The 15,421-nt window shown below is 57.8% G+C and carries 13 protein-coding genes; all 13 read left to right on the top strand.

The window, feature by feature from the left end:
* The first annotated feature begins 188 nt into the window (after positions 1-188).
* The 13 genes from nuoA to nuoN all read left to right on the top strand — a co-directional run bounded on the left by nuoA (position 189) and on the right by nuoN (position 15,408).
* The gene (gene nuoA, locus NWP14_RS14155; protein WP_004865103.1) at positions 189-635 is read left to right on the top strand and encodes an NADH-quinone oxidoreductase subunit NuoA; all 447 of its coding nucleotides are present in this window, start codon (positions 189-191) and stop codon (positions 633-635) included.
* 15 nt (positions 636-650) lie between these two features.
* Complete coding sequence (gene nuoB, locus NWP14_RS14150) at positions 651-1,325, top strand: NADH-quinone oxidoreductase subunit NuoB (RefSeq protein WP_002913178.1); 675 nt, start codon at positions 651-653, stop codon at positions 1,323-1,325.
* 88 nt (positions 1,326-1,413) lie between these two features.
* Positions 1,414-3,222 (top strand): NADH-quinone oxidoreductase subunit C/D, encoded by a 1,809-nt coding sequence (gene nuoC / locus NWP14_RS14145; protein WP_095100570.1) that lies wholly within the window; start codon positions 1,414-1,416, stop codon positions 3,220-3,222.
* Positions 3,223-3,224: 2 nt separating this feature from the next.
* The gene (nuoE, locus tag NWP14_RS14140) at positions 3,225-3,725 is read left to right on the top strand and encodes an NADH-quinone oxidoreductase subunit NuoE (protein ID WP_041146562.1); all 501 of its coding nucleotides are present in this window, start codon (positions 3,225-3,227) and stop codon (positions 3,723-3,725) included.
* Positions 3,722-5,059 (top strand): NADH-quinone oxidoreductase subunit NuoF, encoded by a 1,338-nt coding sequence (gene nuoF, locus NWP14_RS14135; protein WP_095100572.1) that lies wholly within the window; start codon positions 3,722-3,724, stop codon positions 5,057-5,059. Before nuoE ends, nuoF begins: the two co-directional genes overlap by 4 nt.
* An 83-nt stretch (positions 5,060-5,142) precedes the next feature.
* Positions 5,143-7,869, top strand: a complete 2,727-nt coding sequence (gene nuoG / locus NWP14_RS14130; RefSeq protein WP_095100574.1) for an NADH-quinone oxidoreductase subunit NuoG — start codon at positions 5,143-5,145, stop codon at positions 7,867-7,869.
* A complete protein-coding gene (gene nuoH / locus NWP14_RS14125; RefSeq protein WP_041146559.1) occupies positions 7,866-8,843 on the top strand; it encodes an NADH-quinone oxidoreductase subunit NuoH in 978 nt (325 codons plus the stop codon). The genes nuoG and nuoH overlap by 4 nt, the downstream gene beginning before the upstream one ends.
* 14 nt (positions 8,844-8,857) lie before the next feature.
* Complete coding sequence (nuoI, locus tag NWP14_RS14120; RefSeq protein WP_015365590.1) at positions 8,858-9,400, top strand: NADH-quinone oxidoreductase subunit NuoI; 543 nt, start codon at positions 8,858-8,860, stop codon at positions 9,398-9,400.
* A 10-nt stretch (positions 9,401-9,410) separates the two neighbouring features.
* The gene (nuoJ, locus tag NWP14_RS14115) at positions 9,411-9,965 is read left to right on the top strand and encodes an NADH-quinone oxidoreductase subunit J (RefSeq protein WP_095100576.1); all 555 of its coding nucleotides are present in this window, start codon (positions 9,411-9,413) and stop codon (positions 9,963-9,965) included.
* Positions 9,962-10,264, top strand: coding sequence for an NADH-quinone oxidoreductase subunit NuoK (gene nuoK / locus NWP14_RS14110; protein WP_002913148.1), 303 nt, complete (start codon positions 9,962-9,964; stop codon positions 10,262-10,264). Before nuoJ ends, nuoK begins: the two co-directional genes overlap by 4 nt.
* Positions 10,261-12,102, top strand: a complete 1,842-nt coding sequence (gene nuoL, locus NWP14_RS14105; protein ID WP_375215536.1) for an NADH-quinone oxidoreductase subunit L — start codon at positions 10,261-10,263, stop codon at positions 12,100-12,102. Before nuoK ends, nuoL begins: the two co-directional genes overlap by 4 nt.
* 312 nt (positions 12,103-12,414) lie before the next feature.
* Positions 12,415-13,944 carry an NADH-quinone oxidoreductase subunit M gene (nuoM, locus tag NWP14_RS14100; RefSeq protein WP_095100580.1) on the top strand — a complete coding sequence of 510 codons (1,530 nt, stop codon included), beginning with the start codon at positions 12,415-12,417 and terminating at the stop codon, positions 13,942-13,944.
* A gap of 6 nt (positions 13,945-13,950) precedes the next feature.
* The gene (gene nuoN, locus NWP14_RS14095) at positions 13,951-15,408 is read left to right on the top strand and encodes an NADH-quinone oxidoreductase subunit NuoN (RefSeq protein WP_331834747.1); all 1,458 of its coding nucleotides are present in this window, start codon (positions 13,951-13,953) and stop codon (positions 15,406-15,408) included.
* Positions 15,409-15,421 lie beyond the last annotated feature (13 nt).

Below are 15,421 nucleotides of genomic sequence, written 5' to 3'. Positions count from 1 at the left end.
TGTTAAAACTTTTGTTGAAGTTGACAAAAGGTTAAAGAAAGGGGTAAAAAGCCAGCGCATATGGCCTTCTACGATAAGTAGGGACGCTTTTTTGCAAGGTTATTTTTTTATTCCTCCCCGTGAAACGCTGTGGCGTTCATCTGCCAGTAAGAGCAGAGGGTTTAGCGCTACACTTTTTTGGTTAAGCAATGCGTATGTCAACATCCACTGAAGTCATCGCTCATCATTGGGCATTCGCTATATTTCTCATCATTGCCATCGGCCTGTGCTGCCTGATGCTTGTCGGGGGCTGGTACCTCGGCGGTCGCGCGCGCGCGCGTAGCAAAAACACGCCGTTTGAATCGGGGATCGACTCCGTTGGTTCGGCTCGCTTACGTCTTTCTGCGAAGTTTTATCTGGTTGCCATGTTCTTCGTTATCTTCGACGTGGAAGCCCTGTATCTCTACGCATGGTCGACCTCTATCCGCGAAAGCGGCTGGGTTGGCTTTGTGGAAGCCGCAATTTTCATTTTAGTGCTACTGGCTGGTCTGGTTTATCTCGTCCGTATCGGCGCACTGGACTGGACGCCTGCGCGTTCCCGTCGCACGCTGGTTAACTCAGAAACAGACAGTCCCACTAACCGTCATATGCAGTAAAAGCGAGGCAATAAGATGGATTATACGCTCACCCGCATAGATCCCAACGGTGAGAACGACCGTTACCCCCTGCAAAAACAGGAGATCGTAACCGACCCCCTGGAGCAAGAAGTTAACAAAAGCGTGTATATGGGGAAACTCGAACACGCGCTGCATGACATGGTGAACTGGGGTCGTAAGAACTCAATCTGGCCCTACAACTTCGGCCTTTCTTGCTGCTATGTAGAAATGGTGACGTCATTCACTGCGGTGCATGACGTAGCGCGTTTTGGCGCAGAAGTTCTGCGTGCCTCTCCTCGTCAGGCTGACCTGATGGTGGTTGCAGGTACCTGCTTCACCAAGATGGCACCGGTTATTCAGCGTCTTTACGATCAGATGCTGGAGCCGAAATGGGTTATTTCCATGGGGGCATGTGCCAACTCCGGCGGTATGTACGATATTTATTCTGTTGTGCAGGGCGTAGATAAATTTATTCCGGTTGATGTTTACATCCCGGGCTGTCCGCCGCGTCCGGAAGCGTATATGCAGGCGCTGATGCTGCTGCAGGAATCTATTGGTAAAGAGCGCCGTCCTCTCTCGTGGGTGGTTGGCGATCAGGGCGTTTATCGCGCCAACATGCAGTCGGAACGTGAGCGTAAACGCGGCGAACGCATTGCAGTGACCAATCTGCGGACTCCGGACGAGATTTAATTTGCGCCTGCGGGCGGCGGCATAATACTTCGCAAATCAATCTACAACAGCGCGAAGCCCGCCCGGCAGTCACCACGGACCTTTTGCAATGGTGAACAATATGACCGATTTAAACGCGCATGACGCCGCACCAGCCTGGCAAACCCGCGATCACCTTGATGACCCGGTGATCGGCGAACTGCGCAATCGTTTTGGCCCGGATGCCTTTACCGTTCAGCCAACCCGTACCGGCGTACCGGTAGTTTGGGTCAAGCGCGAACAGCTGCTGGAGGTGGGTGATTTCCTGAAGAAATTACCGAAACCTTACGTCATGCTGTTCGATCTGCACGGCATGGACGAACGTCTGCGCACCCACCGTGACGGGCTACCCGCCGCGGATTTTTCCGTTTTCTATCACCTGATTTCCATTGAACGCAATCGCGATATCATGCTCAAGGTAGCATTATCTGAAAACGATCTGCGCGTTCCGACATTTACCAAACTGTTCCCTAACGCCAACTGGTATGAGCGTGAAACGTGGGAAATGTTTGGCATTGATATCGAAGGCCACCCGCACCTGACGCGCATCATGATGCCGCCGACCTGGGAAGGCCATCCGCTGCGTAAAGACTATCCGGCACGCGCCACCGAATTCGACCCGTTTGAGCTGACAAAAGCCAAGCAGGATCTGGAAATGGAAGCGCTGACCTTCAAGCCGGAAGAGTGGGGCATGAAGCGCGGGACCGAAAATGAGGACTTTATGTTCCTTAACCTCGGCCCGAACCACCCCTCCGCGCACGGGGCTTTCCGTATCGTTCTGCAGCTGGATGGCGAAGAGATCGTCGACTGCGTTCCGGACATCGGCTACCACCACCGCGGTGCTGAAAAGATGGGCGAGCGTCAGTCGTGGCACAGCTACATTCCCTATACCGACCGTATCGAATATCTCGGCGGCTGCGTCAATGAGATGCCGTACGTGCTGGCGGTAGAAAAACTGGCGGGTATCACCGTGCCGGATCGCGTCAACGTGATTCGCGTGATGCTCTCAGAGCTGTTCCGTATCAACAGCCACCTGCTGTACATCTCCACCTTTATTCAGGACGTCGGCGCCATGACGCCGGTGTTCTTTGCCTTTACCGATCGACAGAAAATCTACGATCTGGTCGAAGCCATCACCGGTTTCCGTATGCACCCGGCGTGGTTCCGCATCGGCGGCGTCGCGCATGACCTGCCGCGCGGCTGGGATCGCCTGCTGCGCGAATTCCTTGAGTGGATGCCTAAGCGTCTGGATTCCTACGAAAAGGCCGCGCTGCGCAACAGCATTCTGATTGGCCGTTCGAAAGGGGTGGCCGCCTACAATGCGAAAGAGGCGCTGGAGTGGGGAACCACCGGCGCTGGCCTGCGCGCGACCGGCATTGGTTTCGACGTGCGTAAATGGCGTCCATATTCAGGCTATGAAAACTTCGACTTTGAAATCCCGACCGGCGGCGGCGTTTCCGACTGCTACACCCGCGTGATGTTGAAAGTAGAAGAGCTGCGCCAGAGCCTACGCATCCTTCAGCAGTGTCTCGATAATATGCCGGAAGGGCCGTTCAAGGCGGATCATCCGCTGACCACGCCGCCGCCGAAAGAGCGCACGCTGCAGCATATCGAAACCCTGATCACGCACTTCCTGCAGGTTTCCTGGGGCCCGGTGATGCCGGCCAACGAATCCTTCCAGATGGTTGAAGCGACGAAGGGTATTAACAGTTACTACCTGACCAGCGACGGCAGCACCATGAGCTATCGCACCCGTATCCGTACGCCGAGCTATGCGCACCTGCAGCAGATTCCGGCGGCGATTCGCGGCAGCCTGGTATCCGATCTTATCGTATATCTGGGTAGTATCGATTTTGTTATGTCAGACGTGGACCGCTAATTATGCACGAAAATCAACAACCACAAACCGAGGCTTTTGAGCTGAGTGCGGCAGAGCGTGAGGCAATTGAGCACGAGAAGCACCACTACGAAGACCCGCGTGCGGCGTCCATTGAAGCGCTGAAGATCGTTCAGAAACAGCGTGGCTGGGTGCCGGACGGCGCGATCTATGCGATCGCTGACGTACTGGAGATCCCGGCCAGCGATGTCGAAGGCGTTGCGACCTTCTACAGCCAGATCTTCCGTCAGCCGGTTGGCCGTCACGTTATTCGCTACTGCGACAGCGTGGTGTGTCACATCACCGGCTATCAGGGGATTCAGGCGGCACTTGAGCAAAAGCTGAATATCAAGCCGGGTCAGACTACGTTTGATGGCCGCTTTACCCTGTTACCGACCTGCTGTCTGGGTAACTGTGATAAAGGCCCAAGCATGATGATTGATGAAGACACCCACAGTCATCTGACGCCGGAAGGAATTCCTGATTTGCTGGAGCGGTATAAATGAAAAACGTTATCCGAACTCCCGAAACGCATCCGCTAACCTGGCGCCTGCGCGATGACAAACAGCCGGTATGGCTGGATGAGTATCAAAGCAAAAATGGCTACGAGGGCGCCCGTAAGGCGCTGCTTGGCCTGGCGCCGGATGAGATCGTCAACCAGGTGAAAGACGCCGGTCTGAAAGGGCGCGGCGGCGCGGGCTTCTCTACCGGTCTGAAGTGGAGCCTGATGCCGAAAGACGAATCCATGAACATCCGTTACCTGCTGTGTAACGCCGATGAGATGGAGCCGGGCACCTATAAAGACCGCCTGCTGATGGAGCAGCTGCCGCACCTGCTGGTGGAAGGCATGCTGATCTCCGCGTTTGCGCTGAAGGCGTACCGCGGCTACATCTTCCTGCGCGGCGAATATATTGAAGCGGCGGTCCATTTACGCCGCGCCATTGCCGAAGCGACCGAAGCCGGCCTGCTGGGCAAAAACATTCTCGGCACCGGTTTCGATTTCGAACTGTTCGTGCACACCGGGGCAGGGCGCTATATCTGCGGTGAAGAGACCGCGCTGATTAACTCCCTCGAAGGTCGTCGCGCCAACCCGCGCTCCAAGCCGCCGTTCCCGGCGAGCTCCGGCGTTTGGGGTAAGCCGACCTGCGTCAACAACGTTGAGACCCTGTGTAACGTCCCGGCGATTATGGCCAACGGCGTCGAGTGGTATCAGAACATTTCTACCAGCAAAGATGCCGGTACCAAGCTGATGGGCTTCTCTGGCCGGGTGAAAAATCCGGGCGTCTGGGAGCTGCCGTTTGGTACCACCGCGCGCGAAATCCTTGAGGATTATGCCGGCGGCATGCGCGACGGCCTGAAGTTCAAGGCCTGGCAGCCGGGCGGCGCGGGAACCGACTTCCTGACCGAAGCGCATCTTGATCTGCCGATGGAATTCGAAAGTATTGGCAAAGCGGGAAGCCGTCTGGGGACGTCGCTGGCGATGGCCGTTGACCACGAGATCAATATGGTGTCGCTGGTGCGTAACCTGGAAGAGTTTTTCGCCCGCGAATCCTGCGGCTGGTGTACGCCGTGCCGCGACGGTCTGCCGTGGAGCGTGAAAATTCTGCGTGCTCTGGAGCGCGGTGAAGGTCAACCGGGTGATATCGAGACACTTGAGCAACTGTGTCGATTCCTGGGCCCGGGGAAAACCTTCTGTGCGCATGCGCCAGGTGCGGTCGAACCGCTGCAGAGCGCCATTAAATATTTCCGCGACGAATTCGAAGCAGGCATTAAGCAGCAGTTCAGTAATACCCATGCTATCAACGGGATTCAGCCGAACCTGCTTAAGACGCGCTGGTGATTCCCACAACTCATTCAGGCTGTAGCAAGGCGGCAGTCTGAATGAGGAAGTGGTAACGATTTTTTTAATTTGGAAGCATGCTAATGGCTACGATTCATGTAGACGGCAAAGAATACGAGGTCAACGGAGCGGACAACCTGTTAGAGGCCTGTCTCTCTCTCGGTCTTGATATTCCATACTTTTGCTGGCACCCGGCGCTCGGCAGCGTCGGTGCTTGCCGCCAGTGTGCGGTGAAGCAATATCAAAACGCGGAAGACACGCGTGGTCGCCTGGTGATGTCCTGTATGACACCGGCATCGGACGGCACTTTTATTTCCATTGACGACGGCGAAGCGAAGCAGTTCCGCGAAAGCGTGGTTGAGTGGCTGATGACCAACCACCCGCACGACTGTCCGGTCTGCGAAGAGGGCGGTAACTGCCACCTGCAGGATATGACCGTGATGACCGGTCATAGCTTCCGCCGCTACCGCTTTACCAAGCGCACCCACCGCAATCAGGACCTGGGGCCGTTCATCTCGCATGAAATGAACCGCTGCATCGCCTGCTACCGCTGCGTACGCTACTACAAAGACTATGCTGACGGCACCGATCTGGGCGTTTATGGCGCTCATGACAACGTCTACTTCGGTCGTCCGGAAGACGGCGTGCTGGAGAGCGAATTCTCCGGCAACCTGGTTGAGGTCTGCCCGACCGGCGTATTCACCGATAAAACGCACTCCGAGCGCTATAACCGTAAATGGGATATGCAGTTTGCGCCAAGCATCTGCCAGCAGTGCTCCATCGGTTGTAACATCAGCCCGGGTGAACGTTACGGCGAACTGCGTCGTATCGAAAACCGCTATAACGGCACCGTAAACCGCTACTTCCTCTGCGACCGCGGTCGTTTCGGCTATGGCTACGTGAACCTGAAAGACCGTCCGCGTCAGCCGGTTCAACGCCGCGGCGACGATCTGATCGCCCTCAACGCCGAACAGGCGATGCAGGGCGCGGCGGATATTCTGCGCCAGTCGAAAAAAGTGATTGGTATCGGCTCGCCGCGCGCCAGCATTGAAAGCAACTTTGCGTTGCGTGAGCTGGTGGGCGCGGAGAACTTCTATACCGGCATTGCGAAGACCGAGCAGGAACGCCTGCAGATGGTGCTGAAAGTGCTGCGTGACGGCGGTATTCATACTCCGGCGCTGCGCGAAATCGAATCCTACGATGCGGTACTGGTGCTGGGGGAAGATATTACCCAAACCGGCGCCCGCATTGCTCTGGCCGTACGCCAGGCGGTGAAAGGAAAAGCGCGTGAAATGGCCGCGGCGCAGAAAGTCGCCGACTGGCAGATCGCCGCGATCCTCAACATCGGTCAGCGCGCGAAGCATCCGCTGTTTGTCACCAATATCGATGACACCCGTCTTGACGATGTCGCCGCGTGGACCTATCGCGCGCCGGTTGAAGATCAGGCGCGTCTGGGCTTCGCCATTGCGCATGCGCTGGATGAAAGCGCACCGGCGGTGGAAGGCCTGAGCAGGGATCTGCAGGGCAAAATCGACGTGATCGTCCAGGCGCTGGCCGGGGCGAAGAAACCGCTGATCGTCTCCGGAACCAACGCCGGCAGCGTCGAAATTATTCAGGCGGCGGCCAACGTGGCTAAAGCGCTGAAGGGCCGCGGCGTAGACGTCGGAGTCACTATGGTGGCCCGGGCGGTGAACAGCGTCGGTCTGGGCATGATTGGCGGCGGTTCGCTGGAAGAGGCGTTAAGCGAGCTGGAAACCGGCGCCGCCGATGCGGTTATCGTGCTGGAAAACGATCTGCATCGCCATGCTTCCGCCGCGCGCGTAGACGCCGCGTTGGCTAAAGCGCCGCTGGTGATGGTCGTTGACCATCAGCGCACGGCGATTATGGACAAAGCGCACCTGGTGCTCTCTGCGGCAAGCTTCGCCGAGAGCGACGGCACGGTGGTCAACAACGAAGGCCGCGCCCAGCGCTTCTTCCAGGTTTACGACCCGGCCTACTACGATGCGAATACCGTGATGCTGGAGAGCTGGCGCTGGCTGCATTCGCTGCACAGCACCGTCGACAACCGTCAGGTTGACTGGACGCAGCTGGATCACGTGATTGACGCGGTGGTGGCTAAGCTGCCGCAGCTGGCCGGCATTAAAGATGCCGCGCCGGACGCGACCTTCCGCATTCGCGGTCAGAAGCTGGCCCGCGAACCGCATCGCTACAGCGGCCGCACGGCGATGCGCGCCAATATCAGCGTGCATGAACCGCGCCAGCCGCAGGACAAAGACACCATGTTTGCCTTCTCGATGGAAGGGAACAACCAGCCGTCCGCGCCGCGCTCGCAAATTCCGTTTGCGTGGGCTCCGGGCTGGAACTCCCCGCAGGCGTGGAACAAATTCCAGGATGAAGTGGGCGGTAAACTGCGCCACGGCGATCCGGGCGTGCGCCTGATTGAGGCTTCCGCCGACGGTCTGGATTACTTCACCACGGTGCCGGAAAGCTTCCAGGCCGAAGAAGGGAAATGGCGGATTGCGCCGTACTACCATCTGTTCGGCAGCGATGAGCTTTCGCAGCGCTCGCCGGTGTTCCAGAGCCGCATGCCGCAGCCGTATCTCAAGCTTAACCCGGAAGATGCCGCGAAGCTTGGCGTCAACGCGGGAGCGATGGTCTCCTTCAGCGTTGAAGGCCATATGCTTAGCCTGCCGCTGATTATCTCTGCGGGCCTGACGGCAGGGCAGGTTGGCCTACCGATGGGCATGCCTGGCATTGCGCCGGTTCTGACCGGAGCGCGTATTGATACTCTGCAGGAGGCAAAAGCATGAGTTGGTTAACTCCGGATCTCATCGACATTCTGTTAAGCATCCTGAAGGCGGTGGTCATTCTGCTGGTGGTTGTCACCTGTGGCGCATTCATGAGCTTCGGCGAACGTCGTCTGCTCGGGCTGTTCCAGAACCGCTATGGACCTAACCGCGTGGGCTGGGGCGGTTCGCTGCAGCTCGTTGCCGACATGATCAAAATGTTCTTTAAAGAGGACTGGGTTCCGCGCTTTACCGATCGCGTGATCTTTACTCTGGCGCCGGTTATCGCCTTTACCTCGCTGCTGCTGGCCTTCGCTATCGTGCCGGTCAGCCCGTCGTGGGTGGTGGCCGACCTGAACATCGGCATCCTGTTCTTCCTGATGATGGCAGGCCTGGCGGTCTACGCGGTGCTGTTTGCCGGCTGGTCGAGTAACAACAAATACTCGCTGCTGGGCGCGATGCGCGCCTCCGCGCAGACTCTGAGCTACGAAGTGTTCCTCGGCCTCTCCCTGATGGGCGTGGTGGCGCAGGCGGGATCGTTCAATATGGGCGATATCGTCAACAACCAGGCGCATCTGTGGAACGTTATCCCGCAGTTCTTCGGTTTTGTTACCTTTGCGATTGCGGGCGTGGCCGTGTGTCACCGTCATCCCTTCGACCAACCGGAAGCCGAGCAGGAACTGGCCGATGGCTACCACATCGAATATTCCGGCATGAAGTTCGGTCTGTTCTTCGTGGGTGAATATATCGGGATTGTCACCGTATCGGCGCTGATCGTCACGCTGTTCTTCGGCGGCTGGAATGGCCCATTCTTACCTCCGTTCATCTGGTTCGCACTGAAAACCGCGTTCTTCATGATGATGTTCATTTTGATCCGCGCATCATTACCGCGTCCACGTTATGACCAGGTAATGTCCTTTGGCTGGAAGGTATGCCTGCCATTAACGCTGATCAACTTGTTGGTAACGGCGGCTGTCATTCTCTGGCAGGCGCAATAAGGGGTGAATTGACCATGACCTTAAAAGAATTATTGGTGGGGTTCGGCACCCAGGTCCGCAGTATCTGCATGATCGGGATGCACGCCTTCGCCAAACGTGAAACCCAGATGTACCCGGAAGAGCCGGTATATCTGCCGCCGCGCTATCGTGGCCGTATCGTGCTGACGCGCGACCCGGACGGCGAAGAGCGCTGCGTTGCCTGTAACCTGTGTGCGGTAGCGTGTCCGGTAGGCTGTATCTCTTTGCAAAAAGCAGAGACCAAAGACGGCCGCTGGTACCCGGAGTTTTTCCGCATCAACTTCTCACGCTGCATTTTCTGCGGTCTGTGCGAAGAAGCGTGCCCAACCACGGCGATTCAGTTGACCCCGGACTTCGAACTGGGTGAATACAAGCGTCAGGATCTGGTGTACGAAAAAGAGGATCTGCTGATTTCCGGTCCGGGCAAATACCCGGAATATAACTTCTACCGGATGGCGGGTATGGCAATCGACGGCAAAGATAAGGGCGAAGCAGAGAACGAAGCTAAGCCTATCGACGTCAAGAGCCTGTTACCGTAAGGAGAGGGCAATGGAATTCGCTTTTTATATCTGTGGCCTTATCGCCATCCTCGCAACCCTGCGGGTGATCACCCACACCAATCCGGTGCACGCGCTGCTGTACCTGATTATTTCGCTGTTAGCGATTGCTGGCGTGTTCTTCTCGCTGGGCGCGTACTTCGCCGGGGCGCTGGAAATCATCGTTTACGCCGGGGCCATCATGGTGCTGTTCGTCTTCGTGGTGATGATGCTTAACCTTGGCGGCAGCGAAATTGAGCAGGAGCGTAAGTGGCTGCAGCCGGGGATCTGGATCGGCCCGGCCATCCTTTCCGCGGTGCTGCTGGTGGTTATCGTTTATGCCATCCTCGGTCTTAACGATCAGGGAATTGAAGGCAACGCGATAAGCGCGAAAGAAGTCGGTATTGCGCTGTTTGGCCCGTACGTACTGGCGGTGGAGCTGGCCTCCATGCTGCTGCTGGCCGGTCTGGTTGTTGCTTTCCACATCGGCCGCGAAGAGCGCGTCGGTGAGGTGCTGAGCAACCGCCAGAACGATAGCGATAAAAGAAAAACGGAGGAGCACGCATGATCCCCTTAACACATGGACTGATCCTCGCCGCGATCCTGTTTGTTCTCGGTCTGACGGGTCTGGTGATTCGCCGCAATCTGCTGTTTATGCTGATTAGCCTGGAGATCATGATCAACGCCGCGGCGTTGGCCTTCGTGGTTGCCGGAAGCTACTGGGGTCAGGCCGATGGTCAGATAATGTATATTCTCGCTATCAGCCTTGCGGCTGCGGAAGCGAGTATCGGTCTGGCGCTGCTGCTGCAGCTCCATCGTCGCCGCCAGAACCTGAACATCGATTCAGTAAGTGAGTTGCGTGGATGAACATGCTTTCCTTAACCATTCTTTTGCCATTGATTGGCTTTGTGCTGCTGGCCTTTTCCCGCGGGCGCTGGTCGGAAAACCTCTCCGCCACCGTGGGGATGGGGTCGGTAGGCCTGGCCGCGCTGGTCACGGCCTTCGTTGGGATGGACTTCTTTGCTAACGGCAGACAGGCGATCAGCGTTCCGCTGTGGACGTGGATGTCGGTGGGCGATTTCAACATCGGCTTTAACCTGGTGCTGGACGGTCTCTCCCTGACCATGCTCTCCGTGGTCACCGGCGTTGGTTTCCTGATCCACATGTTCGCTTCCTGGTACATGCGCGGGGAAGAGGGCTACTCCCGCTTCTTCGCCTACACCAACCTGTTTATTGCCAGCATGGTGGTTCTGGTACTCGCCGATAACCTGCTGCTGATGTACCTCGGCTGGGAAGGCGTGGGCCTGTGCTCCTATCTGCTGATCGGTTTCTACTATACCGATCCGAAGAACGGCGCTGCGGCCATGAAAGCGTTTGTGGTGACCCGCGTCGGCGACGTGTTCCTCGCCTTCGCGCTGTTCATTCTCTACAACGAGCTGGGTACCCTGAACTTCCGCGAAATGGTTGAGCTGGCTCCCGCGCACTTCGAAGCCGGCAACAATATGCTGACGTGGGCGACGCTGATGCTGCTGGGCGGCGCGGTGGGTAAATCTGCCCAGCTGCCGCTACAGACCTGGCTTGCGGACGCGATGGCCGGCCCGACGCCGGTCTCCGCGCTGATCCACGCCGCGACGATGGTTACCGCGGGCGTCTACCTGATCGCCCGTACCCACGGCCTGTTCCTGATGACGCCGGAAATTCTGCATCTGGTGGGTATCGTTGGTGCGGTGACGCTGGTGCTGGCAGGTTTCGCCGCGCTGGTGCAGACCGATATCAAACGCGTGCTGGCCTACTCGACGATGAGTCAGATTGGCTACATGTTCCTGGCGCTGGGCGTTCAGGCATGGGACGCGGCGATTTTCCATCTGATGACCCACGCGTTCTTTAAAGCGCTGCTGTTCCTGTCGTCTGGTTCGGTGATCCTCGCCTGCCATCACGAGCAGAACATCTTCAAAATGGGCGGTCTGCGTAAATCGATTCCTCTGGTGTACGTCTGCTTCCTGGTGGGGGGCGCGGCGCTGTCCGCACTGCCGCTCATCACCGCAGGCTTCTTCAGTAAGGATGAGATCCTCGCCGGCGCGATGGCTAACGGTCATATCAACCTGATGGTTGCCGGTCTGGTCGGCGCGTTTATGACCTCGCTGTACACCTTCCGCATGATCTTCATCGTGTTCCACGGCAAAGAGCAGATTCACGCTCACGCGGGTAAGGGGATTACCCATCACCTGCCGCTGATTGTTCTGTTGATTCTGTCGACCTTCGTTGGCGCGCTGATTGTTCCGCCGCTGCAGGGCGTGCTGCCGCAGACCACCGAGCTTGAGCACGGCCGCGTGATGACGCTGGAAATCGTCTCCGGGATTGTGGCTATCGCCGGTATCCTGATCGCCGCATGGCTGTGGCTGGGTAAACGCACGCTGGTGACCTCCATTGCCAATAGCGCGCCTGGCCGCCTGCTCGGCACCTGGTGGTACAACGCCTGGGGATTCGACTGGTTGTACGACAAAGTGTTCGTGAAACCGTTCCTCGGCGTGGCGTGGCTGCTGAAAAGCGATCCGCTGAATTCAATGATGAACATTCCGGCTATCCTCTCCCGCTTTGCAGGTAAAGGCCTGCTGCTAAGCGAGAACGGTTATTTACGCTGGTATGTCGCGTCAATGAGCATCGGTGCGGTTGTCGTGCTGGCGCTGCTGATGGTATTGCGTTGAGTTTGTTGGCCGGGTGAGCGATTGCCGGATGGCGCTGCGCTTATCCGGCCGACAAACCCTAAAAGAATTTTAGAATTCGTTGAAAATCTGTTCCTGAGGTACAGGCGTCATCGGCGAAGTCAGACCGGAGACCGCCAGCGCAGAGCAACCGCAGCGTACGAAAGTGCGCGAGGATGATTCGCGAAGCTCACCCCTACGGGGCCGTCCTTACGGACGTTCAAAACGCGATGCGTTTTGTGCGAGCACTGGCAGGATTCGGGCTGGCGAGCGAGATAGCCTGATCAGGAGTAAATATAAGGGACATACTCAGCTATGTTATTACCCTGGTTAATACTAATCCCCTTTATCGGCGGGTTCCTGTGCTGGCAGACCGAACGCTTTGGCGTGAAGATGCCGCGCTGGATTGCGCTGATTACCATGGGACTGACGCTGGTTCTCTCACTGCAGCTGTGGCTGCAGGGCGGCTATTCTCTGACACAGGCCGCGGGTATCCCCCAGTGGCAGTCTGAATTTGTCATGCCGTGGATCCCTCGCTTCGGTATTAGCATTCATCTGGCTATCGACGGTCTGTCGCTGCTGATGGTGGTGCTGACCGGCCTGCTCGGCGTACTGGCGGTACTCTGTTCATGGCGCGAGATCGAAAAGTATCAGGGCTTCTTCCACCTCAACCTGATGTGGATCCTGGGCGGCGTTATCGGCGTGTTCCTCGCCATCGACATGTTCCTGTTCTTCTTCTTCTGGGAAATGATGCTGGTGCCGATGTACTTCCTGATCGCGCTGTGGGGCCATAAGGCTTCCGACGGGAAAACGCGTATCACGGCGGCCACCAAGTTCTTCATCTATACCCAGGCGAGCGGGCTGGTGATGCTGATTGCCATCCTGGCGCTGGCGTTTGTTCACTTCAACGCCACCGGCGTGTGGACCTTCAACTATGAAGATCTGCTGAAGACGCCGATGTCCCACGGCGTGGAATATGCGCTGATGCTGGGCTTCTTCATCGCCTTCGCGGTGAAAATGCCGGTTGTACCGCTGCACGGCTGGCTGCCGGACGCGCACTCCCAGGCGCCGACCGCCGGTTCCGTTGACCTCGCGGGGATCCTGCTGAAAACCGCGGCCTACGGCCTGCTGCGTTTTGCGCTGCCGCTGTTCCCGAACGCCTCCGCCGAATTTGCGCCAATCGCTATGTGGCTGGGTATCATCGGTATTTTCTACGGCGCATGGATGGCCTTCTGCCAGTACGATATCAAACGCCTGATTGCCTACACCTCCGTTTCCCATATGGGCTTCGTGCTGATTGCTATCTACACCGGCAGCCAGCTGGCCTATCAGGGGGCGGTGATTCAGATGATTGCGCACGGTCTCTCCGCTGCCGGTCTGTTTATCCTTTGCGGCCAGCTGTATGAGCGCCTGCACACTCGTGACATGCGTCAGATGGGCGGCCTGTGGAACAAAATTAAATGGCTGCCGGCGCTGTCGATGTTCTTCGCCGTGGCGACCCTCGGGATGCCGGGCACCGGTAACTTTGTCGGCGAGTTCATGATCCTGTTCGGCAGCTATAAAGTGGTGCCGGTGATTACCGTGATCTCCACCTTTGGTCTGGTGTTCGCTTCCGTCTACTCGCTGGCGATGCTGCATCGTGCCTACTTCGGTAAAGCGAAGAGCGAGATTGCGGCGAAAGAGCTGCCGGGAATGTCGCTGCGCGAGCTGTCGATTATTCTGCTGCTGGTGGTTCTGCTGGTGCTGCTGGGCTTCTTCCCGCAGCCGATTCTGGACACCTCACATGCTGCGATGAGCAACATTCAGCAGTGGTTTGTTAATTCTGTTTCTACTACAAGGCCGTAATTCGCCATGACAATAACTCCACAACAACTGATCGCACTGCTACCGCTGCTGATCGTCGGCTTGACGGTGGTGGTTGTGATGCTCTCCATTGCGTGGCGACGCAATCATTTCCTTAATGCCACGCTGTCGGTTCTCGGGCTTAACGCCGCGCTGATATCGCTTTGGTTTGTCGGCCAGAACGGCGCGATGGACGTCACGCCGCTGATCCGCGTTGACGGCTACTCCATGCTCTACACCGGGCTGGTGCTGCTGGCGAGCCTGGCGACCTGTACTTTTGCCTATCCGTGGCTTGAGGGTTACAAGGACAATAAAGAAGAGTTCTACCTGCTGGTGTTAATCGCCGCGCTGGGTGGCATTCTGCTGGCGGGCGCCAACCATCTGGCGGCGCTGTTCCTCGGTATCGAATTGATCTCACTGCCGCTGTTCGGCCTCATCGGCTACGCTTTCCGCCAGAAACGCTCTCTGGAAGCCAGTATCAAATACACCATCCTCTCGGCCGCAGCCTCTTCTTTCCTGCTGTTCGGTATGGCGCTGGTGTACGCGAACTCCGGCAATCTCTCTTTCCTGGCCCTCGGCAAGAGCCTGGCGGATAACACCCTGCACGAGCCGCTGCTGCTGGCGGGTCTGGGTCTGATGATTGTCGGTCTGGGCTTTAAGCTGTCGCTGGTGCCGTTCCACCTGTGGACGCCGGACGTTTATCAGGGTGCGCCGGCGCCGGTATCAACCTTCCTGGCCACCGCCAGCAAGATTGCTATCTTCGGCGTGGTGATGCGTCTGTTCCTGTATATGCCGGTAGGCAATAGCGAAGCGGTGCGCATCGTGCTGGGCCTGATAGCCTTTGCATCCATTATCTTCGGTAACCTGATGGCGCTGAGCCAGACCAACATCAAGCGCCTGCTCGGCTACTCCTCGATCTCGCATCTCGGCTATCTGCTGGTGGCGCTGATCGCCCTGCAGAGCGGCGAAATGTCGATGGAAGCGGTTGGCGTCTATCTGGCCGGCTACCTGTTCAGCAGCCTTGGCGCCTTCGGCGTGGTGAGCCTGATGTCCAGCCCGTACCGCGGCCCGGATGCCGACTCGCTGTACTCCTACCGCGGCCTGTTCTGGCACCGTCCGATTCTGTCGGCGGTGATGACGGTGATGATGCTGTCGCTGGCCGGTATTCCGATGACGCTGGGCTTCATCGGTAAGTTCTACGTGCTGGCGGTCGGCGTGCACGCGCACCTGTGGTGGCTGGTTGGTGCCGTGGTGGCGGGTTCGGCGATTGGTCTTTACTACTACCTGCGCGTAGCGGTGAGCCTGTATCTGAGCGCGCCGGAGAAACTGAACCGCGACGCGCCGTCTAACTGGCAGTACAGCGCCGGCGGTATCGTGGTACTGATCTCGGCCCTGCTGGTGCTGGTACTCGGCGTCTGGCCGCAGCCGCTGATTAGCATCGTGCAGCTGGCAACGCCGCTGATGTAAAGCGGCTACGCCT

This window comes from Klebsiella sp. C349492 (assembly GCF_042055345.1).
GTDB lineage: Bacteria > Pseudomonadota > Gammaproteobacteria > Enterobacterales > Enterobacteriaceae > Klebsiella > Klebsiella scottii.
This window is presented reverse-complemented; position numbering and strand designations above follow the sequence as displayed.

What these genes read in the sequence shown, in the direction of transcription:
- nuoH (WP_041146559.1), top strand. Translation starts at nt 7,866, where the DNA reads ATGAGTTGGTTAACTCCGGATCTCATCGACATTCTGTTAAGCATCCTG.
- nuoC (WP_095100570.1), top strand. Translation starts at nt 1,414, where the DNA reads ATGGTGAACAATATGACCGATTTAAACGCGCATGACGCCGCACCAGCC.
- nuoN (WP_331834747.1), top strand. Translation starts at nt 13,951, where the DNA reads ATGACAATAACTCCACAACAACTGATCGCACTGCTACCGCTGCTGATC.
- nuoE (WP_041146562.1), top strand. Translation starts at nt 3,225, where the DNA reads ATGCACGAAAATCAACAACCACAAACCGAGGCTTTTGAGCTGAGTGCG.
- nuoK (WP_002913148.1), top strand. Translation starts at nt 9,962, where the DNA reads ATGATCCCCTTAACACATGGACTGATCCTCGCCGCGATCCTGTTTGTT.
- nuoM (WP_095100580.1), top strand. Translation starts at nt 12,415, where the DNA reads ATGTTATTACCCTGGTTAATACTAATCCCCTTTATCGGCGGGTTCCTG.
- nuoB (WP_002913178.1), top strand. Translation starts at nt 651, where the DNA reads ATGGATTATACGCTCACCCGCATAGATCCCAACGGTGAGAACGACCGT.
- nuoG (WP_095100574.1), top strand. Translation starts at nt 5,143, where the DNA reads ATGGCTACGATTCATGTAGACGGCAAAGAATACGAGGTCAACGGAGCG.
- nuoJ (WP_095100576.1), top strand. Translation starts at nt 9,411, where the DNA reads ATGGAATTCGCTTTTTATATCTGTGGCCTTATCGCCATCCTCGCAACC.
- nuoF (WP_095100572.1), top strand. Translation starts at nt 3,722, where the DNA reads ATGAAAAACGTTATCCGAACTCCCGAAACGCATCCGCTAACCTGGCGC.
- nuoI (WP_015365590.1), top strand. Translation starts at nt 8,858, where the DNA reads ATGACCTTAAAAGAATTATTGGTGGGGTTCGGCACCCAGGTCCGCAGT.
- nuoA (WP_004865103.1), top strand. Translation starts at nt 189, where the DNA reads ATGCGTATGTCAACATCCACTGAAGTCATCGCTCATCATTGGGCATTC.
- nuoL (WP_375215536.1), top strand. Translation starts at nt 10,261, where the DNA reads ATGAACATGCTTTCCTTAACCATTCTTTTGCCATTGATTGGCTTTGTG.